This is a genomic window from Flavobacterium ginsengiterrae (assembly GCF_039539785.1).
Classification (GTDB): domain Bacteria; phylum Bacteroidota; class Bacteroidia; order Flavobacteriales; family Flavobacteriaceae; genus Flavobacterium; species Flavobacterium ginsengiterrae.
Genome location: NZ_BAABDU010000006.1, coordinates 403,508 through 425,164 on the forward strand (window position 1 = coordinate 403,508; position 21,657 = coordinate 425,164).

General features: G+C 34.4%; 14 protein-coding genes and 5 tRNA genes. 12 read left to right on the forward strand and 7 right to left on the reverse strand.

The window, feature by feature from the left end; all coding sequences use genetic code 11:
- The first annotated feature begins 642 nt into the window (after nucleotides 1–642).
- From ABD859_RS17945 to ABD859_RS17975, 7 genes are all read left to right on the forward strand, one after another.
- Nucleotides 643–715 (forward strand) — tRNA-Asn (locus tag ABD859_RS17945).
- Between the two features lie 20 nt (nucleotides 716–735).
- Nucleotides 736–808: transfer RNA gene (locus tag ABD859_RS17950), tRNA-Asp, on the forward strand.
- Nucleotides 809–879: 71 nt separating this feature from the next.
- A tRNA-Pro gene (locus ABD859_RS17955) sits at nucleotides 880–951 on the forward strand.
- A 78-nt stretch (nucleotides 952–1,029) separates the two neighbouring features.
- A tRNA-Leu gene (locus ABD859_RS17960) sits at nucleotides 1,030–1,103 on the forward strand.
- Nucleotides 1,104–1,903: 800 nt separating this feature from the next.
- Nucleotides 1,904–3,001: a slipin family protein gene (locus ABD859_RS17965; protein ID WP_345145961.1), complete on the forward strand. Its 1,098-nt coding sequence runs from the start codon at nucleotides 1,904–1,906 to the stop codon at nucleotides 2,999–3,001.
- A 400-nt stretch (nucleotides 3,002–3,401) separates the two neighbouring features.
- Entirely contained in the window at nucleotides 3,402–3,896 is a 495-nt protein-coding gene (locus ABD859_RS17970; RefSeq protein ID WP_345145962.1) for a hypothetical protein, read from the forward strand.
- A 75-nt stretch (nucleotides 3,897–3,971) separates the two neighbouring features.
- Nucleotides 3,972–4,517: a 3'-5' exonuclease gene (locus ABD859_RS17975; protein ID WP_345145963.1), complete on the forward strand. Its 546-nt coding sequence runs from the start codon at nucleotides 3,972–3,974 to the stop codon at nucleotides 4,515–4,517.
- Between the two features lie 103 nt (nucleotides 4,518–4,620).
- Here ABD859_RS17975 and ABD859_RS17980 read toward each other — a convergent pair whose 3' ends face one another.
- The 3 genes from ABD859_RS17980 to ABD859_RS17990 all read right to left on the reverse strand — a co-directional run bounded on the left by ABD859_RS17980 (nucleotide 4,621) and on the right by ABD859_RS17990 (nucleotide 9,558).
- Nucleotides 4,621–6,402, reverse strand: a complete 1,782-nt coding sequence (locus ABD859_RS17980) for an AMP-dependent synthetase/ligase (RefSeq protein ID WP_345145964.1) — start codon at nucleotides 6,400–6,402, stop codon at nucleotides 4,621–4,623.
- 178 nt (nucleotides 6,403–6,580) lie between these two features.
- On the reverse strand, nucleotides 6,581–7,012 hold the full coding sequence (locus tag ABD859_RS17985; protein ID WP_345145965.1) for a hypothetical protein: 432 nt from the start codon (nucleotides 7,010–7,012) through the stop codon (nucleotides 6,581–6,583).
- Between the two features lie 143 nt (nucleotides 7,013–7,155).
- Nucleotides 7,156–9,558: a TonB-dependent receptor gene (locus ABD859_RS17990; protein ID WP_345145966.1), complete on the reverse strand. Its 2,403-nt coding sequence runs from the start codon at nucleotides 9,556–9,558 to the stop codon at nucleotides 7,156–7,158.
- Nucleotides 9,559–9,799: 241 nt separating this feature from the next.
- Between ABD859_RS17990 and ABD859_RS17995 the strand changes: the two genes are divergently transcribed.
- Nucleotides 9,800–10,084, forward strand: coding sequence for a hypothetical protein (locus ABD859_RS17995; RefSeq protein WP_345145967.1), 285 nt, complete (start codon nucleotides 9,800–9,802; stop codon nucleotides 10,082–10,084).
- Nucleotides 10,085–10,188: 104 nt separating this feature from the next.
- Here the strand turns inward: ABD859_RS17995 and purL are convergent, their stop codons facing one another.
- The 3 genes from purL to ABD859_RS18010 all read right to left on the reverse strand — a co-directional run bounded on the left by purL (nucleotide 10,189) and on the right by ABD859_RS18010 (nucleotide 17,713).
- On the reverse strand, nucleotides 10,189–13,842 hold the full coding sequence (gene purL, locus ABD859_RS18000; RefSeq protein ID WP_345145968.1) for a phosphoribosylformylglycinamidine synthase: 3,654 nt from the start codon (nucleotides 13,840–13,842) through the stop codon (nucleotides 10,189–10,191).
- Between the two features lie 304 nt (nucleotides 13,843–14,146).
- On the reverse strand, nucleotides 14,147–15,994 hold the full coding sequence (locus tag ABD859_RS18005) for an endonuclease (RefSeq protein WP_345145969.1): 1,848 nt from the start codon (nucleotides 15,992–15,994) through the stop codon (nucleotides 14,147–14,149).
- 228 nt (nucleotides 15,995–16,222) lie between these two features.
- On the reverse strand, nucleotides 16,223–17,713 hold the full coding sequence (locus ABD859_RS18010; RefSeq protein WP_345145970.1) for a hypothetical protein: 1,491 nt from the start codon (nucleotides 17,711–17,713) through the stop codon (nucleotides 16,223–16,225).
- Nucleotides 17,714–17,963: 250 nt separating this feature from the next.
- Here ABD859_RS18010 and ABD859_RS18015 point away from each other — a divergent pair, with 250 nt between their 5' ends.
- The 4 genes from ABD859_RS18015 (at nucleotide 17,964) to ABD859_RS18030 (ending at nucleotide 20,454) form a co-directional block, all read left to right on the forward strand.
- On the forward strand, nucleotides 17,964–18,395 hold the full coding sequence (locus tag ABD859_RS18015; protein WP_345145971.1) for a PaaI family thioesterase: 432 nt from the start codon (nucleotides 17,964–17,966) through the stop codon (nucleotides 18,393–18,395).
- 3 nt (nucleotides 18,396–18,398) lie between these two features.
- Nucleotides 18,399–19,466, forward strand: coding sequence for a chorismate-binding protein (locus tag ABD859_RS18020; RefSeq protein WP_345145972.1), 1,068 nt, complete (start codon nucleotides 18,399–18,401; stop codon nucleotides 19,464–19,466).
- A gap of 118 nt (nucleotides 19,467–19,584) precedes the next feature.
- Nucleotides 19,585–20,301, forward strand: a complete 717-nt coding sequence (gene bshB1, locus ABD859_RS18025) for a bacillithiol biosynthesis deacetylase BshB1 (protein WP_345145973.1) — start codon at nucleotides 19,585–19,587, stop codon at nucleotides 20,299–20,301.
- A gap of 79 nt (nucleotides 20,302–20,380) precedes the next feature.
- Nucleotides 20,381–20,454 (forward strand) — tRNA-His (locus tag ABD859_RS18030).
- 304 nt (nucleotides 20,455–20,758) lie between these two features.
- On the opposite strand, the gene ypfJ is transcribed toward ABD859_RS18030, so the two are convergent.
- A complete protein-coding gene (ypfJ, locus tag ABD859_RS18035) occupies nucleotides 20,759–21,607 on the reverse strand; it encodes a KPN_02809 family neutral zinc metallopeptidase (protein WP_345145974.1) in 849 nt (282 codons plus the stop codon).
- Nucleotides 21,608–21,657: the final 50 nt, after the last annotated feature.

Genomic DNA, 21,657 nt, shown 5'->3' on the forward strand with positions numbered 1-21,657 from the left:
GTATCAGGATGCAATATGTATTTTTATGAAATTAGAATGTAAAATTTAGAGTCAAACTCATCATAAAATAGAAAAGCGTCCTCAAAGTAGGACGCTTTTTTTGTTTAAGATACTTTGATTTAGAATAAAAAGCACTTCGACTTTGCTCAGTGTGACAAGAAAATGATAGAATATTACAACGTAACTAAAAAAAATCAAAAAAATAATTGACCAAATGTTTAATGATTAATAAAAATAGTGAAATATAATCTTGAAAAGTAATTGGGTGAGAGACAGTCATTTGATACGAAAAAAAAATCTGCACCAGTTTGCGGACAGGGATTTCTTTGCTTAAAATATAAGTTTAACTAATTAATAGTCAGTGAAATAATTGAAAAATAAATTTGGAGAATTGATTTTTTCGACTTTATCTTTGCCGAAGAAAATCAGAACAACGGTTTTCAAATAACAACGATTTTAAAATATAATACAGCATATAAAATGAAATTCAATTTCGCATATAGAATAGAATCACAATGTCCGAGCCTAGATCTTGGGTGTATAAAAATACAGGTGCATGAACATGGACAATAGGATACATATATCCTTATAAATCTTGTAAGCACCTTTAATCGGGTGCTTTTTTTATGCCCAAAAATTACTGATTTCGTAGCTCAATTGGCAGAGCACTTGACTGTTAATCAAAAGGTTGGTGGTTCGATTCCACCCGAAATCGCTCGTTCTCTAGAAGGAACTGGCTCATCGGGGTTACTGGCTAACCTTCCCGACTGTCTCTCGGGAGAAACGGGTTCGATTCCCGTATGAGCCGCTATTTTTTACAAAGGTGCTGAGGTGCTAAGTCGCTAAGGAACTAAGGGAAAAGATTGAGAGTTAAAAAAACTGGGAAGATAACGGAGGTTGTTTACCCGCCTTGGACGCGGGAGGTCGCAGGTTCGAATCCTGCTTCCCAGACAAATGAATTAATTTTTAAGTTACTGAGACCTAAAGTTATAAAAGTAAAAAACTTAGCAACTTAAAACCTTAAAAAAAGCAGGAATGGCGCAATTGGTAGACGCGACTGATTTAGGATCAGTTTTCTGAGAGTTCGAGTCTCTCTTCCTGTACAAAAAATACAGATTTTATTTTCTACGCAGAATAATTGCGTAGGATCATTTGAATCTTTGTTCAAGAAACAAAACGTTCTTTAATAAAATGAAATGACATCAAAGGAAACTTTGAGTAAAAATATCAAACAAGCCTTGTTGGGTGTTTCGGTATAGCACTATTGTAGCAGACTTTTCGCGAAAGCGTATTATGTTTTACTATGCAGCTTGGTTTGGAGGTTTTGATGGTTTTCCATAAAACTATCTCACACAAGGGATCTAAGGGTTGTGGGTTCGAATCCCACTCGCAGTAATGCGGTGGCTCAATAGGATAGAGCATTAGAGTGTTTACGCAGGTTCGAATCCTGCACCAATTTCGATTGGTTGGACGAGTCCGGTTTAAGTCAACAGACTGAAAATCTGTCAACAGTAGAGACCATCACTCTTAAAAAGATGACCATTAGAAAAAAACTGATTTGTCTTTGTCAGTGAAATTAGGATTGTAGATTCGAAGTTTCACACTCTGATAAAGCCAGTGCCAATAGAAATGTATTTTGAAAAGTTTGTTTTCTTTTTGATTTGATTGTTAAGAGAATTTGGGGATTCTCTCAATAAAATAGAATCAGAAACAATTCAGACAGACAAAGAACAAACTATTCGTCCGTTTTTCTTAGAGGAGAAAGACAAAAAGGTTTTTTTTTATTTATTAAGAAGAAAGAGAATAGAAAAAAGAAAAAAGATAAAAGATAAAAGATAATAGAGGTTATAGATTTCAGAACTTGAAACTTTAAACTTGAAACAAAACTAAAAAAAACATAACCATGATAAAAAGAATTAAAATCGAAAATTTCCAAGTAGGCTTGGTATTCGAAAATAGAAAATTAATTAAAGTATTAGAAGAAGGATTACACTGGATTTTTGGAGACAAAAATGTCATGATTTACGATCTAAATGGATCTTTTCAGGCTCCTTTTGAGTTGGATATTTTATTGCAAAATGAAGTATTAGCCTCTCTTTTGGAAGTGGTTGAGGTTGCCGATAACGAAATTGTATTACAATTCGTGAAAGGAAACTTTAAAGAAATCTTGGTGCCAGGAAAGTATGCTTTTTGGAAAGGAGTTGTAAAAAATGAATTCATTAAAGCAGATTTGTCTAAGATTGAAATTACAGAAAACATTCCAGTAAACTTATTGGAAAACGCTAAGTTGAGATTCTTCATAAGAAAGTTTATTGTAGCGAGCAATGACAAAGCTTTGCTTTTTGTGAATGGCACTTTCGTGAAAGAATTGAAATCCGGAACACATTATTTCTGGAATAACACGATTACAATAGAAGTAAAAACCGTTGATACAAGACAACAGCAATTGGAGATTTCCGGCCAGGAATTGCTGACTAAAGATAAAGCAGGATTGAGAATCAACTTTTTTGTGAGATACCAAGTGGTTGATATCATGAAAGCTTTGACTGAAAATAAAGATTTTGAGAAACAATTGTATGTAGCCATGCAATTGGCTTTAAGAGCCTTTGTTGGAGGTTTGACTTTAGATGAATTGTTAAGTAAAAAAGATGCAATTGCCGAAGCAATTTTAGATGAAGCGAAAGCTAGAATCGAAGATTTAGGTTTGAAAATTTCTGATGCAGGAATAAGAGATGTAATTCTTCCAGGCGATATGAAAGAAATCATGAATCAGGTTTTGGTAGCTGAGAAAAAAGCTCAGGCAAACAGTATTATGAGAAGAGAAGAAACCGCTGCAACTAGAAGTTTACTAAACACGGCAAAGCTGATGGAAGAAAACGAAATGTTGTGGAAATTGAAAGAGATGGAATACGTTGAAAAAATCGCTGATAAAATTGGTGAAATTACCATTTCTGGAAGTGGAAACGTAATTGGTCAATTGAAGGAAATCTTCGTAAAATAACACTGCTTGTAAAATAGAATTGTGCTAATTAACGTAGTAATATTGATTAAAGAACGCAAAAAACAGTATAGTAAAAACTAGAAACTATCAGTATTTAATGCTGATAGTTTTAAATTTAATAATAAAAATTAAGGATGAATCAAGAAATAGGATTTGGGTTAAGCCATAACGATCAAACAGATACAGCGGAGTTTAGTGAATCTTCATTTGCCTCGATTAAAAGAGCAGATTTAGAATTCATTATCCTATGGAATGAGAAGGTAAATTTTAAGGAATGATTGATATTATTTAGAGATATTTCTCTAATAAAGCAAGGGTGTTTTTGACCTTTTGTGATATTGGATTTCCCAGAAAAGCCTTTGATTTCTGAGATTTCCAAGAATTACAAAAAAAGAATGCCATGAACAACAATACACTAAAACAATATAAAAAGGCAATTAGAATTAAATACGAGATAGAAAAAGAAGGTAAATACTTCGATTACTTGTACAAACCCTCTCGTGGAAAACTTCGTGATTTATGCTGGTTCATTTTCGAAAATAACCCAACTCAGGATGATTTGAATGTTTTTAAGAATCTATTGGGATTAGATTTCGACCACACCAAAAAGAATAAGTTTAAGGAGAAGAAAGACAAGTTCAGACCTATCGAAACGTTCTTTAAAGGTGAAACAGATTTATCAAACATTGATGCTGTTAATATGGCAGCAATTTTGGTTGATTTTGAACCGCGTCCTTTTAAGCAATTCTATGAAATTGCTAAAACTCAAGAAATAAAATCAGGTAAAAAATTTGAGAAAGTTAAGTCTGTTTTTGAAAAGAAAAGTGCTGTAAAAAAAGAAAAAAAGTCTAAGAAGAGAAGTTTCTTTATGGATTTTAAAAGCATGTTTTTCTAAAAAAAAAAGCAGATAAGATTCAACAGAAACCATTAGTCAGAGGCTGATGGTTTCAATTTAAAATTTTTAAAAAAAATGAAAACTACAAATAAAATTATCATTATCGATTTAGAAGCCACATGCTGGCAGGGTGCAGTCCCGAAGGGACAGCAAAATGAAATTATTGAAATTGGTTTAGCCGTACTAGATACAGAAACCGGCGAAATTTCGAAAAATAAAGGAATATTAATTAAACCGCAGCGTTCAACGGTAAGTCCGTTTTGTACAGAACTTACTACCATTACTCAGGATTTGCTGGATAAAAACGGCGTTAGTTTTGAAGAAGCGATCAAACAGTTAAAAGATCAATATCAACCTTATTTATATACTTGGGCAAGTTATGGGCAGTACGATTTGAATATGCTTAAAAATCAATGCCGTTTACGTGATATTGAATATCCTATGAGGGGCGAGCATATCAATGTTAAAACATTATTTACAGAAAAATTTGGACTTACAAAATCCCAAGGAATGAATGGTGCACTTCATTTACTGAATATTCCTCTGGAAGGAACACATCACCGCGGAATTGATGATGCTAAAAACATCGCCAAGATTTTGAACTGGTGTCTTAAAAATTAGAATTTAATTTTTGTTAATTACAGTTATCAAAAGGATAGCTGATAACTGTAAAAAAGGCTGTCTCATAAAGACAGCCTTTTTCGTTTGGTTATATTATTTTGATTTATTGATTGTTTCCGTAGATTTTTGCGTAAAGATCTTTGTAAATTTCTTTAATAATTTTACGTTTCAATTTTAAAGTAGGAGTAAGCTGTCCGCCATCAATAGACCAAACATCTGGAGTTAATTCAAAACGTTTGATTTGTTCCCAGTGTCCAAATTTTTTGTTTATTTCTTCTACTTCAGTATCAATACGTTTTATAACATCTGGATTTGAAGCAATATCAGCAGTAGAATCTCCTAAAGTAATTTTATGGATTTTAGCCCATTCTTTTACAAACTCAAAGTTAGGCTGAATAAACGCTGCAGGCATTTTTTCTCCTTCACCAATAACCATAATCTGCTCAATAAAACGAGATTGTTTCATAGCATTTTCGATCATTTGCGGTGCAATATATTTACCTCCTGAAGTTTTAAACATTTCTTTTTTACGATCTGTAATTTTCAGGAATCCTTCGCTGTCAATTTCTCCAATATCTCCAGTATGGAAATAACCGTCGATTACAGCTTCGGCAGTTTTTTCAGGGTCTTTATAGTAACCTAACATTACGTTTGGTCCTTTTAATAAAATTTCACCGTCTTCGGCAATTTTAACTTCAACATTGCGAATTGGCTTTCCTACAGTTCCAACTTTAAAACCTTTGTTTCTCTGGTCGTTAACAGCAATTACAGGCGATGTTTCAGTTAAACCATAACCTTCCATAACCGGAATTTCAGCCGCAGCAAACACTCTTGATAAACGTGTCTGTAGAGCTGCACTTCCAGAAACCATTAAATCTAATTTTCCTCCCAAACCTTCTTTCCATTTGCTGAAAATCAGTTTGCGGGCAATTTTTAATTGAAATTCATACCAAAATCCATTAGCTCCGTATGGCTCATATCTTAAACCTAAATCGATAGCCCAGAAAAACAGTTTTTTCTTGATTCCTGTTAATTCAGCTCCTTTAGCGTAGATTTTATCGTAAACTTTTTCTAAAAGTCTTGGAACAGCAGTAATTACTGTAGGACGAACTTCTTTTAAGTTATCACTGATTTTATCAATAGATTCTCCAAAATAAACCGAAACACCATAATATTGATAGATGTATAAAATCATTCTTTCAAAAATATGGCAGATAGGCAGGAAGCTTAAAGCGGTACTTTTTCCCGGGTCAAACGGAATTCTTGGCGCGCTGTCTAAAACATTAGAAACAATATTTTTATGAGAAAGCATAACACCTTTTGGTCTTCCTGTAGTTCCTGAAGTATAAATAATAGTCGCTAAATCGTCAGTTTTAATACTGTCTTTTCTGGCTTCAACTTCGTTTTGATTGCTTTCGTCTGCACCTAAAGTCAGTAATTCTGACCAATGTTTACAGCCTGAAATTTCATTAAAAGAATAAACTTCTTTTAATGTTGGCACATTGGCTTTAATAGCATTTACTTTTTGTAAAACTTCTTCATCAGAAACAAAACAGTAAATACTGCCGCTATGATTTAAAATGTATTCGTAATCTTCTTCGGCGATGGTTGGATAAACAGGAACGTTTTGAGCTCCAGTCTGCAAAATACCAATATCCATGATATTCCACTCTGTTCTATTATTTGATGTAATTAAGGCAATTTTATCATCTTTTTGAACACCCATGCGCAATAATGCTCTCGATACGGCATTAGCTTTTGCAATATATTCCTGACTGGATGTTTTTTCCCAGACTCCATTTTTTTTAGTTGCAAGAGCAACCGGAAGGTTATAAGTTTCTTGTTGATAATAGGGAAAATCAAAAAGTCGTGTGATTGAAACCATGTTTAATATATTGAATTTTACTGCAAATTAAATAAAATTTAGGTATGATTTTTTATTTTATGGAATTTTATGGGAAAATTTATATAGACTATTAAAAATCAACGAAAACGTTTTCTTTTTTCTTGTAAAATTTACAAAAAATCAAGAAAAATTTAATTTGAAACCTCTTTTTAAAGGTCTATTGCACGTTATAATCTTCGTATGCTTTTACTCTTTCACCCATCAAGAACATTTTTTTCTTTGTAAAATGAATAGAGAATTGAGAATAGTACCATTCGTTGCTGTCGTTTGGTCTGTACCAGAATGTATAAGACTTGCTGTTAAAACCTTCTTTAAAAATGGCAACACCTTCTTCAGAACATTCAATTCCCCAATTGATTTTTTTCTTGCTTAAATCCTCTGCCTGAATAGAACCTGTTCCGTCCGGGTTTAATACGGTAATTGGTTCTTTCATGCCAATAGGTGCGTAAGTTCCCTGAACCGGATAACCAATTGTAGTGGTAATATAACGTTCTTTTGAATTGTGTGTAATTTGATTTACTTCGACTTGAGAGTATGATTTTACAGCAATAAAAAATAAGGCAGCAAGGAATACATGTACAGATTTCATTCTATGTAGGTTTAAGTGTTTTTGGCGTTTAGAGAAAAATCAGCGGTAAATTTTTCGGAGCTAATATAATCTAAATTTTAATAGAATAGTAAATCTGAAATGCAAGAATGCTATTTTTTGAGGTTTTAATTTTTTATGACAATTTATTCTGTCGAAAACTGATTTTCGAGCAGTTTTTCTTTAAAATCTGATTTAAAAGTATAGGCAAAAGTAATCATCAAAGCACGTGTATCTGATTTGTTGGTTCTGTTATTACTAAAAAGTGTCGTATTGTTTTTATAACCGCTTTCGAGTGTGTTAAACATATCGGTTACGACTAAGCCTAAACGGGCATTTCCTTTTCCTATTTTCTGCTGAAAACCCATGTCGAAATTGTATATAGGAATTCTTTTTCCCTGCGGAGTTGCTACAGCTGAATTATAATTTCCAATTAATTGCAACTTTCCGCCTTTCCACGGAGTAAAGTTGTTAATTAATTTTCCATACCAGCTAAAAGCGCTATTTACCAGATTTTCGTTTTGTGGTAAATTAACACCGCTTATTTTTTGTTCAAAAGTAGTTAAGCTAATATTGGCATCATAAAAAGAAAATGGCTTTATGCTGAAAATGGCTTCGACTCCGTAAGTAACCATATTTCCTATATTTTGAGGCTGTAATAAAACGGCGCCGTTGTCCTGAAGAATTGAATATTGTCTGATTGTATTATTGGTGTTTCTGTAAAAAGCATTTCCGGAAAGGGAATATTTATCCCACGCTTTGTTATAGCTTAATTCCAGAATATGAATTATTTCGGGTTTTAAATATGGATTTCCTCCATGTGGATTTAAGGCGTCGGTAATGTCAACAAACGGATTCAAATCGTCTAAATCCGGACGGTTGATTCTTTTACTGTAGCCTAGTTTTAACGACTCATCAGATTGGAAATTTAATTGTACAGATGCCGAAGGGAAAAATTTGAAATAATGATTATAAAAATGATCACTTCCGTTTTCTGTTTTTCCGTTGTTTGTAACCTGTTCAGCTCGAAGTCCTAAATTATATTTCCATTTTTGATTTTCTTTAGAACCTGAATACGAATTTAAAAGTGCGTAAAAAGCATTAATCTGCTCATTAAAATCAAAAATAGTACTAGTAAGCGGATTTATTACATATTCGCCATTGATTTGATCTGCACTTTGAAAATCAGAATTAAAGAATCTGAAAGTTCCTTTATAACCTGTTTCGATTATAGATTTTTCTGAAACAGGAAAAGCATAATTTACAATAGCATTCGAAATGTTTTCTTTTGAATAATTATGTGTTTGCTGTAAAAACGGATTACCTGTTATTGTACCGTTTTCATCATAATTATTAGTGTCAATATCTGTGTTTTCTCTTCCAAAGTTATACGAAGTCGTAATACTGGCGTTTAAAATTTTCCGGTCATCAGAAAATTTCCTGTCATAATTAAAAGACATTTCTGCCGCCTTGGCTTTTTGTATCTCTGAAGAAAAACGTTGATTTCCAGAGAAAAACTGATTCGAATTATTGAAAATATTGGTTCTTAAAGTTTCTTCATTGTCTTTATTTTCAAGATTGCCAAGAGCTTCAAATGAAAAAATATTTCTTTCATTTGGCGAAAAATCAACATTCAGTTTTAAATTTTGGAGGCCTTCTGTGCGTTGGTCACTTCTGTTTTGGTCAATAAAATGTTCGTCATCAATAAAGTAATTAGTCCTGTCTGCTTTGATTTTTTTAGTTCGTCCGGCAAATCGGTTGTCGTAAGCAAGACCAATGTTCCATTTGTCTGTTTTTTGATTCAAAATAACAGAACTGCTAAGTCTTCCTTTGGCACCAAAACCGGCGCCCAGAACAGCCGCACCGTTTATGCCGTTTTGGTTATTCTTTTTAAGTTTAATATTAATAATACCGCTTTCGGCATTGGCATCGTATTTTGCGGTTGGACTTGTAATAATTTCAATACTTTCGATACTGCTCGCCGGAATTTGATCCATGTTTGTAATAGCAGAATTCTTTCCATTTATTAAAATTAAAGGTGTTTTTCCTCGCAGCGTAATGGCGTCATCGGCATCAACAGCAACTGTTGGAATATTCTTCAGCATATCAATTGCTGTTCCGCCAGACTGCGAAATATTGGAAACAGCATTAAAGATAAAACCTTCATCTGTTTTTTGAATTTGTTTTTTCTGCGAATTCACCACTACAGTATTCAACAAATTGGTATCGTTTTCTAAAATAATAGTACCAACTGAGACAGGAGAATTTGTTACTCTAAACTTTTTAGTATAGTTTTTAAACCCCATTAATTTGACTTGCAGCTCATATTCACCTTCGGTTAAATTTTCTAAAGAGAAATTTCCCGAAATATCAGTTACTGTATAATTTGCTGTTTTTGTAGAATCGGCTGTCTTTTTTAATATAACATCAACAAACTCTAAAGGTGTTTTTCCATCTGTAACGGTTCCTCGAACAGAAGAAGCTTTTTGACTAAATGAAAATTGATGTACAAGAAATAAAAGAATAATAAGCGCGGTATTTTGAGTCATTTTTTTCATGAGACAAAGATATCTGCCGAGTGAAAGAAAGCTTAAAAAACTGCCTTAAGATATTATTAAGCTATTCTTATATGTCAGTTAGAGTATGGTTAATGAATAAAAAAAGGGATTTTTCCCCTTTGAAAAACAGTAGTTTACCTTATAAAAACAGATTTCACTTATCCTAATTTTACTCTAATTAAATGCGTAAGCCGAAAAGCAAAAGAGTAGGCATAAATTAAATCATGAAATTATGGAAACTGCTTTATTTTTAGCAATGGGCTGGTGCGGAACCAAATACCCAGGCTGGTGGAGACGTTTTTGGAAAAATCCGCCGCCTCCGCCGGATCCAGAACCTTGGTGGACTGTTACATTAATAGGAATTGGCCTTGTTGCAGGAGCTGCAGGCGGGTTATTCTTTAGTAACGCGATCCTGGATAATCAATTTTTTGCAGGTCAAAACGCAGTAGCTTCGGGACTGTTTGCTTTTGGTGCTTCAAATGTGGTTACCGGTATTGCTTCTACCTTTAGAAATTAAAAAATGCCTCGGCTTAGGGATAGCGTCGAGGCATTTTTTTTATACAATTTAACTTTAACCATTAAGGTATTAAGTTAATTAAGTTCTGTTGTAATGGTAAAAAACTAGTTTTTCTCAATCCATTTTCTGGCGTTAACAAACGCTTCATGCCAAGGAGAAACTTCGTCGTTTCTGTCTTTTGGATAATGCGCCCAGTTCCATTGGAAAGTAGAACGCTCAATGTGAGGCATCATAACCAAATGTCTTCCAGTTTTGTCGCACATCATTGCTGTGTTGTAATCAGAACCATTCGGGTTTGCAGGATATCCTTCGTAAGCATATTTAGAAACAATGTTGTATTTATCTTCTGCATAAGGTAATTTGAATTTACCTTCTCCGTGAGAAACCCAAACTCCTAAAGTACTTCCTGCCAACGTAGAAAGCATTACAGAGTTGTTTTCCTGAACTTTTACAGATGTAAAGATACTTTCGTGTTTCTGGCTTTCGTTATGAAGCATTTTTCCGTGAATTTCGTGTTCCGGATTAATTACTTCCAATTCCATAAACAACTGGCATCCGTTACAGATTCCGACAGATAAAGTATCTTTTCTTTTGAAGAAATTATCTAAAGCTGTTTTTGCTTTTTCGTTGTATAAGAAAGCTCCAGCCCAACCTTTAGCAGAACCTAAAACATCTGAGTTAGAGAAACCTCCAACTGCTCCGATAAACTGAATATCTTCAAGAGTTTCACGACCAGAAATTAAATCCGTCATGTGAACGTCTTTTACATCAAAACCTGCTAAGTACATAGCATTTGCCATTTCACGCTCAGAATTACTTCCTTTTTCGCGGATAATAGCTGCTTTTGGTCTTGGTTTCGAGTTGTCGATTTCTGGTTTTTTTCCTGTAAAATGTGCAGGGAAAGTATAATTTAAAACCTGATTTTTATAGTTTTCGAAACGTGCCTGAGCTCTTCCGTTTTTAGATTGTTTTTGATCTAATAAATAAGAAGTTTCGAACCAAATATCTCTGTAAGTTGGAATATCCAATTTATAATCTCCAAATTCCAAACTTGCAGTTTCTTGAACTGAACCTAATTTGAAGAATTCGATATTGTTTACTTTTAATTTCGCTTCAACTGCTTCGTTTGAGTTTGCTTGGAATACGATTCCGATGTTTTCTGCGAAAAGGATTTTCAATAAATCTTTTTCCGCGAAAGCGCTGAAATCAATTTTTGCTCCCAAATTCACATCAGCAAAACACATTTCTAATAAAGTTGTGATTAAACCACCGCTTCCGATATCGTGTCCAGCTAAAATTTGGTTTTCACCAATTAATTCCTGAATGGTATTAAATGCATTTTTGAAGAAAGCCGAATCTTTAATGGTCGAAGTTTCGTTTCCGATTGTATTTCTAATTTGTGAAAAAGAAGAACCTCCAAGTTTGAAATCATCCTGAGACAAATTGATATAATAGATTGAATCTCCGTCTTTTTGTAAAACAGGTTCAACTACTTTTCTAATATCAGTACAGTTTCCAGCAGCAGAAATAATAACCGTTCCCGGCGCAATTACTTCGTCATTTGGATATTTTTGTTTCATTGAAAGTGAATCTTTTCCTGTTGGAATATTGATTCCCAACTCGATTGCAAAATCAGAACAAGCCTGAACAGCTTCGTATAAACGAGCATCTTCTCCTTCATTTTTACAAGCCCACATCCAGTTTGCAGAAAGAGAAACACCTTTTATTCCGTTGATAATTGGGGCCCAAACTAAGTTTGATAACGATTCTGCAATAGCATTTCTAGAACCTGCGGCTGGATCGATCAAAGCCGCGATAGGAGCGTGCCCGATAGAAGTTGCAATTCCTTCTTTTCCTAAATAATCCAATGCCATTACACCAACGTTGTTCAAAGGCAATTGTAACGGACCAGCGTTTTGCTGTTTTGCTACTTTTCCTCCAACACAACGATCCACTTTATTTGTTAACCAATCTTTAGATGCAACTGCTTCTAAACGTAAAACGTCTTTTAAATAACTTTCAAAGTCTGCTGAATTGTAAGCAATAGCAGCATATTTTCTGTCAACCGTTTTGTCTGTCATGATTGTTTTTGGAGAACTTCCGAAGAAATCTTCTAAAGCATAATCCATTGGTTTAGAACCGTTAGATTGAGATTGGAATGTAAAACGGTGATCGCCCGTTACATCTCCAACTTCGTACATTGGCGAACGCTCTCTGTCGGCAATTCTTTGCAATGTATCGATATCTTTTTGACCAATAACTAATCCCATTCTTTCCTGAGATTCATTACCAATAATTTCTTTTGCAGAAAGAGTAGGGTCGCCAACAGGTAATTTATCTAAATCGATTAAACCTCCCGTTTCTTCAACCAATTCAGAAAGACAGTTTAAGTGTCCGCCCGCACCGTGATCGTGAATCGAAACAATTGGGTTATTGTCACTTTCTACCAATCCGCGGATCGCGTTTGCAGCACGTTTTTGCATTTCTGGATTTGAACGCTGAATCGCGTTTAACTCAATTCCTGAACCGAAAGCTCCTGTATCTGCAGAAGAAACCGCAGCACCACCCATTCCGATTCTATAGTTTTCTCCACCAAGAATTACGATTTTATCGCCTTCTTTTGGTTTATTTTTAATTGACTGATCTACTTTTCCGTAACCAATTCCACCCGCTTGCATGATTACTTTATCGTAACCAATTTTTCTGTTTTCTTCTTCGTGTTCAAAAGTTAAAACAGAACCAGTAATAAGCGGCTGACCAAATTTATTTCCGAAATCAGAAGCTCCGTTTGAAGCTTTGATCAAAATATCCATTGGCGTTTGGTATAACCATTTTCTCTCTTCAACTGCATTTTCCCATTTTCTGTCTTCTTTCAAACGAGAATATGAAGTCATGTAAACAGCAGTTCCTGCTAAAGGAAGCGAACCTTGACCTCCAGCTAAACGGTCACGAATTTCTCCTCCAGAACCTGTTGCAGCTCCGTTGAAAGGCTCAACTGTTGTTGGGAAATTGTGTGTTTCTGCTTTTAATGAAATAACCGAATCAAATTCTTTTACTTCATAAAAATCTGGTTTGTCAGCAGATTTTGGTGCAAATTGCTGCACTTTTGGTCCTTTTACAAAAGCAACGTTGTCTTTGTAAGCAGACACAATATCGTTAGGATTTTCCTGTGATGTCTTTTTGATTAATTTGAAAAGAGAAGTCTCTTTTTCTTCACCGTCAATAACAAAAGTTCCGTTGAAAATTTTGTGACGACAGTGTTCTGAATTCGCTTGAGAAAAAGCAAAAATCTCAGAGTCAGTTAATTTTCTTCCAAGTTTTGTTGAAAGATTTTTTAGGTAATCAACTTCTTCTTCGCTTAAAGCCAAACCTTCAACTTTGTTGTAAGTTGCAATATCTTCAATCTCCAAAATTGGTTCCGGCTGAATGTTGATCGTGAAGATTTCCTGATCTAATTCGTTGAATTTTTGGAAAAGCATCGGATCAAAATCAGTAAAATCTTCCGTTGCAGGATGAAATTCTTCAATTCTAATAATGCCCGGAACACCCATATTCTGAGTGATTTCTACAGCATTTGTGCTCCACGGTGTGATCATAGTGGCACGGGGACCAACAAAAAAACCCGTCAGTGCGGATTTTTCGATCTTATTTGCGTCGGCAAAAAGCCAGTTTAATTTTGAAATGTCTTGAGCTGAAATTTCGTTTTGCGTTTGTACGGCAAAAACAGTTTTGCTTTGGTTTTCAAAGAAATGGATCATTGTGATGTGTAGTTTGTTGTATTGAGCTGCAAATTTAGTTTAAATAAATAGCAAGCGCAAATTTGATAACAAACTCTTTTGAAAAAAATGAAATTGAACTGAAATTAAGTTAAAAATTAAGAATGTGGTTGTTTTTTGATTGAGTCGCAAAGGGACAAAGGTGCACAGGTGCAAAGGTTTTGTTTCACGCAGATTGGCAGATTGTACAGATTTATTTGTTAGAGTAATTTAAAAATCTGTGTCAATTAATTTTTAAGTTTAAGCTGCTGATCTGTTTTATCTGCCAAATGCGTGAAAAAAAATATTATTCTACAATTATTTTTTTAATAATCGTTTGAGAATCTTTTTCAATTTTAACTACATAAATTCCTTTTGCAAGCTGACCCGCAGCAATTACAGAATCTGTGCTGTTTGGTTTTTCGAAAACTTTTTGTCCTGTAAAAGAGAATATTTCTAAGTTATAAGGAGTGTCGAAATTGTTTAAACCAATATTAAAATTTCCATCAGATGGATTTGGGAAAATCAAAACATCATTTGAAGTTTCAACAATTTCTTCTTCAGTTAAAGGCACTTTTTTGCTTCCTAAATTATTGCAGGTATCTTGTGAATATGAATCCCATTGAGCACTTAAATTGAAAGTCGTGCTTGGAGAAGTTACGGTTGATTTTCTTCTTAAAGTAACGTCGACAGCAAAATTGGCTGTTCCGCCGTTAAAAGTTCCAATAATATCAATTAAAACACCGTTTTTAAATAGACCTACAGCGTCATTTCCGTTAAAAGTAAGTTCAGTTGCTGTTGTCGAAATATTCGCTGAACTTGTAGGAAAACAGCTTGATGACATTGAGCTATTTACAACCACAAATTTGCTTCCAGTTGTTAAAGTTCCGCTTAATGCAAGACCTGTACTCCATGAACCGGAACCATTTGTCTGCTTTTTAATCGTGTAAGCAGATAAATTAACAGAACTTCCGGTATTGTTGGCAATTTCCAGAGCTTTGTTGTTTCCGGAACCTTCGATGTATTCAGAGAAAAGCAGATCTGTTGAAGTTCCTGTTCCGCTGCTGTTTGTAGTAACATTTATTGTGTTGCTTGATGCTGAAGTATTTCCAGCTGCATCTTTTGCTTTTACATAAATAGAATACGCTGTAGAAGCTGTTAAATCTGATATTGTTGCTGTTGTTCCTGAAACCGTTGTTTTTAAAGCACTATTGGCATAAACATCATAACCAGTAACTCCCACATTGTCTGTAGATGCATTCCAAGTCAAAGTAATTGAAGTGGCAGTTTTTGCAGTCGAAGCTAAACTCGTTGGTGTACTTGGAGCTGTCGTATCTCCTGATCCAGAAGTTCCGCCCCAAATTTGATTTACGTATTCAGGATGATCGATAAACGGATTTCTGTTGTTTTGGCGGGCATAAATCGCATTGTTTCTCGCGATTTCTCTTGCGCTCACAGGATCCTGTGCGTGCCAGGCTAAAAGTATATTTAAGAAAGCAGTTGTAAAAACCTGATTGCTTGAACCGTTAAACATTGCATAAGAATATCCGGCAACAGTGTTTTCATATCGTGTTGCAAAATAGAAATACATTCGGGCTATATCACCTTTAAAAGCATTTATAGGTTCGAATACTGTTCCCGAATATCCGGAAACCGCGCTTGAGCCTAATTTACTTCCGTTTTGAGACGTATAAGTCGCAGAACTTACATTTCCATGCGGATAATTCGAACGCATTCCGTTTACTTTTCCGTCTGTTGGCGTAATAAAATGCGCATCGGCAACCATTGGTGACTGTTCATTAAAAACAGATTGTGGAATAATATGTTCTCTATTGTAGCAGTCTCCTTCGGCAGAATAATTACCGCATCTTTGCGTACTTCCGGTTGAGTAATTGTAAGGATCTGTTCCTGATGGATTTTCAGAATACATGTCTAAAATAGTACCGTCATTTTCATAAAAATTATCAACGTCAGAAGTTAGATATGTTGTATAAAGTCCTGCATAACCATTATTAGTATGATCTTTAATAATGTTATACAGTTGAGTTTTTAAAGTATAACCCGTTCCGGCTGCGGTGTTATAATAACCCGATGGAATTTGAGAAAAACCAATGCAGGTAAACAGTAATAACAGTAAAAAGTAGTTTTTTTTCATAGTCAATAGTTTAAGATTTGGTTGAAAATACATTTTTAAGGGTTTGATATCTAGGTTTTTAAAAATGCATTGTAGCAAATCTACTACTTTTATGAATACACAGCGTTAAGCAATGTTTAATTTTTGATATATTTTCTTACGGATATTTTTTAATCCTAAATAAGTTCATTTTGAAACTTTAGAGTTCAATCAAGAGCTTCGATTTATATCAATTGTGTAATTTTAAAATTATTTAGGAAAATCTTTGCTTTGATAAGCGCCCAAGTCAGGAGGCGAAGTTCTTGTAATTCCTAAAATGTCGGTTGGAATTATATAAGCTGGATTTCCTTTTGCAAAAGCAGATGAAGTCTTGTCAATATTCAATTGATTTCTAGAAACATTATAATACTTAGGATTTTCGTTTAGAATTATATTGTTATAATGTTCAGTGTCGGTTTTAAACTGATAATCGGCATTTGTTGTTGAGCCAAATTTCAACAAACAATTGTTCAGCTGATATACAAAAGCCGCATTTGTGCTTTTTTCTAAATTGAATTCGTTGGTGCTTGAGCCGTAAATAATGCAATTATTGAAAACAGCATTCGTAAGCGGATTAGTTTCAGGAACTGCTCCAGATAAACGATTACTTAAATTGACTGCAAAATGAGAACTGTTTGACCAATTATTATTAAAAGTACAATGCGTAAAATTATAATTACCGCCATAAACACAAGATAAACTGGCAATTCCCGAATAATTTATAACCATGTTTTCGCCAATAATATGAGCGTTTTGAGCCAGAATTCCATATTCGGCGCAATTGTAAATCTGTGAGTTTTTAATTTCAATAGTGTTTGATGGACTTCTAAACTCAAGTCCTGTAAAAGCATTTTTTAAAGTCAAATGATTGATCGAATGATTTGCGCTTCCTTTTTCAAAAATAACTGATTTCCATTGTCCGGGAATATCAGAATAAATTGATTCCAGTCGATCGCCTTCAAAAACAACTTCGTTTTCTAGTTTTTCGGTTGTCGAAACAGTCCCGTTTATTTGAAGAGAAGCTTTATTACCAACATACAAACCTGAATTAGCATGAAAGTGAACTCTGGTTCCGGCTTCAAAAGTTACGGTTTTATTTTCCGGAACGCCGGCATAGCCATAAATTACATACGGTTTTTGATTTGTAAAAGTCAGTTCATTTTCTTCCAAATAAAATCCGTCAACATCCTTGTCGTCAATTTGGATTTTTTCTTTTGTTCCGTCGGGATTTTGATTTGGATATAGAAAAACAGCATCCTGAATCAAAGTAACTAAAGCAACTTCCTGCAAATTGGCACCGCTGTCAAACTGAATTTCATCAGTATATAAAAAATCAGCCGGGTCTGCATCAGTAATATCTGCGGTTGTTTCAATAAAAATGTACAAACTGTCTTTTGCTAAAAGCGTAACATCTTTAAAGATTTTTCCCTGATTACCACTCATTCCGTCTACAGTCATTCGGTATTTAGAATTCAAACCTTTTTTAAGCTGTACAATTGGAATCGAAATATCATTTTTACTGCGGTTGTATACTTTAAGCTGATACGTGCTCGAACCAATGTTTTTAAAAACAGTATCGAGGTAAACAGTATCTTTTGAAAATTTTAAATCTCCGGAACTGGCAACAGTATCAAAATCAGTTCGGCAGGAACTGAACGCTATAATTATTCCGAAAATGAAAAGTATAAAGTTTTGACGCATTTATTTTATTTTTTGCTGCAGATTAAGAAGATTAATGATTTCTGAACAATCAGAAAAAAAATAATAATCTGTGATAATCTGTGCAATCTGTGGCAAAAAAATAATAGTTTTTGACCAAAGATTGATTTTGATTGTTTTTGTAAAAATAACAAAAAACTTACATGTTTGAAGTTGAATTTTAATTTTCGGAAGGGATTTTTCAATTTGTGTCAATATCTTCTTTAATTTTACGATTTTAAAGATTGTTTTAATGAATTATACAAAAGAGCAGATTTTAGCGCGCTGTAATGAGTTTACAAAAAACACATTAATGGAAACGCTGAAAATTGAATATATCGACGCTGGAGAAGATTTTTTAACTGCAAAAATGCCAGTAAATCCAAGTGTTCACCAGCCAATGGGCCTTCTTCACGGAGGTGCATCTGTTGCCTTGGCAGAAAGTGTTGGAAGTGCAGCTTCTTTCTTTTTTATCAACCCAAAAGAGCAGGAAGTAAGAGGAATCGAAATCTCGGCAAATCATCTAAAAAGTATTCGTGAAGGTTATGTTTTTGGAACAGCCAGAATTATTCATAAAGGAAGAAGTCTTCATCTTTGGGAAATTAAAATTACAGATGAAGCAGGAAATCTGGTTTCGCTTTGCAAACTGACAAATATGGTTTTAGACAGAAAGAAAAGTGAATAAATTATGAATCCATTTTTCTTAAAAATTAAAAAACATAAAGAACAAAATTTACCTTTTGTACTTTATTCAAAACCCAATTCTTCAACTCTTATTGGTTTTTTACAGCAAAATAATGCTTTGTATACAATTTCAGATTATACAGAAAAAGGATTTGTTTTTGCTTCTTTTGATGAAAAACAGCTGATTTTAATTCCGGAAAATGAATCGGAAATTATTACGGCTCAAAACGAAGTAACTTCTTTTGAACCTATTGAAATTGACGATTTGAGTTTTGATGCCAAAGCTAAAAAACAATACGAAGATTTAGTAGCTAAAGGTATTGAAGCTATAAAAAATGAAGAATTTAAAAAAGTAGTTTTATCAAGAAGCGAAGAAGTTCCTTTAAAAGAATTTGATTTTATAGAAACCTTTCAGCATTTGGTTCAAATATATCCTGCGACATTCTGCTACTGTTTTTTTCATCCGAAAATTGGACTCTGGATGGGAGCAACACCAGAAAAGCTTTTAAAAGCAAACGGAAATGTTTTTGAAACTATGGCTTTGGCAGGAACGCAGAAGGATATTCCTGAAACGCAGATTGTATGGCAGCAAAAGGAAAAAGACGAACAGCAGTTTGTAACTGATTTTATTGTAAAAAGGCTTCGTGAATTTACAGCTTCGGTTGTGGTTTCTGAACCATACAGTTTAAAAGCCGGATCGATCTGGCATATCAAAACCGATATTTCGGGAGTTTTAAAAGAGAATTCGACTTTAGAAGAGGTAATTGATACGCTTCATCCAACGCCTGCCGTGTGCGGACTTCCAAAAAAGAAATCAAAATCGTTTATTATTGAAAACGAAAATTACGACAGGACTTTTTATACCGGATTTCTGGGGGAATTAAACACCAGCTTTGCAGGAACAAATGAAAGTTCTGATTTATTCGTAAATTTACGAAGCATGCAGATTCAGGAAGATAAAGCGATTTTATACATGGGATGCGGTATTACAAAAGAAAGTATTCCTGAAAAAGAGTGGGAAGAAAGCGTCAATAAATCCATGACGATGAAGAGAGTTTTGAAAATAGAATAAAGAAAATAGGATAAAGAAAATAGAATAAAGAAAATAGAATAAAGAAAATAGAGTCAAGATTGGTTTGTTTTTGAAAATTGACATTGAAATTGATTTTTTGACATTGATATTAAAAAGTATGAAATTAGATATATTAGCCTTTGGCGCACATCCGGACGATGTTGAATTAGGATGCGCCGGAACAATTTTAAAAGAAGTTTCCTTAGGTAAAAAAGTAGGTATTGTTGATTTAACCCGCGGCGAATTAGGAACGCGCGGTACAGCAGAAATTAGAGATCAGGAAGCAAAAGATGCTGCAGAGATTTTAGGAGTTCTGGTTCGTGAAAATCTGGCAATGCGCGATGGTTTTTTTGTTAATGATGAAAAACATCAATTAGAGGTCATTAAAATGATCCGAAAATATAAACCCGAAATTGTATTGTGCAACGCAATCGACGATCGTCATATCGATCATGGAAAAGGAAGTAAGTTAGTTTCTGATGCCTGCTTTCTTTCGGGATTAATGAAAATCGAAACTTCGATTGATGGAGTACAGCAGGAAGCATGGAGACCAAAGGTTGTATACCATTATATTCAGTGGAAAAACATCACGCCGGATTTTGTTGTTGACATTACCGGTTTTGAAGAAAAGAAAATTGAAGCGATTATGGCTTATAAAACGCAATTTTATGATCCAAAATCAAATGAACCTTCTACGCCAATTACGAGTAAAAACTTTTTTGAAAGCTTAAATTATCGTGCGCAGGACTTAGGAAGACTAGTTGGGAAAGATTTTGCCGAAGGTTTTACAGTTGAAAGGTGTTTGGCAGTCAACAGCTTAGAAAATTTGATTTAATTTTTATGAAAATTTTTCATTTTTTTCTTTGTAGAACTCAACCTTTGTTATATATTTGCACTCGCTAAGCAAAAAAATGGTGGTTGTAGCTCAGCTGGTTAGAGTAGCGGTTTGTGGTGCCGCGGGTCGCCGGTTCGAACCCGGTCAGCCACCCAGATTTAAAGCCTTGAAGAAATTCAAGGCTTTTTTTGTGGACAAAAAACAGCAAATCTCAATTTTTTAAATTCCAAATTCCAATTTAACGATAGCTTGTTATTTCAACTGAAAGGAGAAATAGTATAAGAAACTCTACAGGCAGAGCTCTTGTATCTTTGTTCATTAACTATTTATTCAGTCTAAATGATAAATACATTGGCATTTGGAATTTAAAAAATTGAAATTTGCTTTTATTTTTAAATAAAAAAAGCACGACGGCTAAGTCGTGCTTTTCGAGCGGTTATTATATTTGGTTTATGTATTATCTTATTTCTTCAAATGTAGTGCCTTGTTTAATATCTCCGGTTTTGTAACCTTTTTTAAACCAATACATCCTTTGTTCTGATGTTCCGTGAGTAAAAGAGTCCGGAACAACCTGTCCCTGCATTTTGCTTTGTATCGCATCATCGCCTACAGCATTGGCGGCACTTAACGCTTCTTCTATATCGCCTTCATCTAAATTTTCCTGATTGTAGTGCGCCCATACTCCGGCATAAAAATCAGCTTGTAATTCTAAAGCAACCGAAAGTTTATTGGCTTCAGCCTGGCTTTTTCCCTGCTGGTCGCGATGCATTTTTGCAGATGTTCCTAAAAGAGTCTGGATGTGGTGGCCTACTTCATGCGCTATAACATAAGCAATAGCAAAATCACCGCCTTTGGCACCAAATTTTGTTTTAAGTTCTTCGAAGAAACCTAAATCCATATATACTTTTTGATCTGCGGGACAATAAAATGGTCCGGATGCTGATGATGCGCCACCGCATGAAGTTTGAACAGAACCTCTAAAAAGCACCAATTTTGGGTTTTTATAAGTCATTCCGTGCTCTTGAAATATTTTCCCCCAAATATCTTCGTTATCTGCCAGAATAACCCGAACGAATTGTCCCATTTCTTCATCTTCTTTGCTTAACGGAGCAGCAGCTTCGGTTTGGTTTTGTCCACCCTGCATTTGCTCTAAAACAGGCGTAATCAGCTGGGCATTTTCACCGCCAAAAACATTTAACAGCAGAATGATAATACCAATAATCCCTCCGCCAACGGCTATTTTACCGCCGGAAACTGATCTTCGGTCTTCAACATTATCACTTTGTCTTCTGCCTTGCCATTTCATAGTATATTGTTTTTAAGCTTTTTGAGTTTTTTCTTGTACGAATTTATATA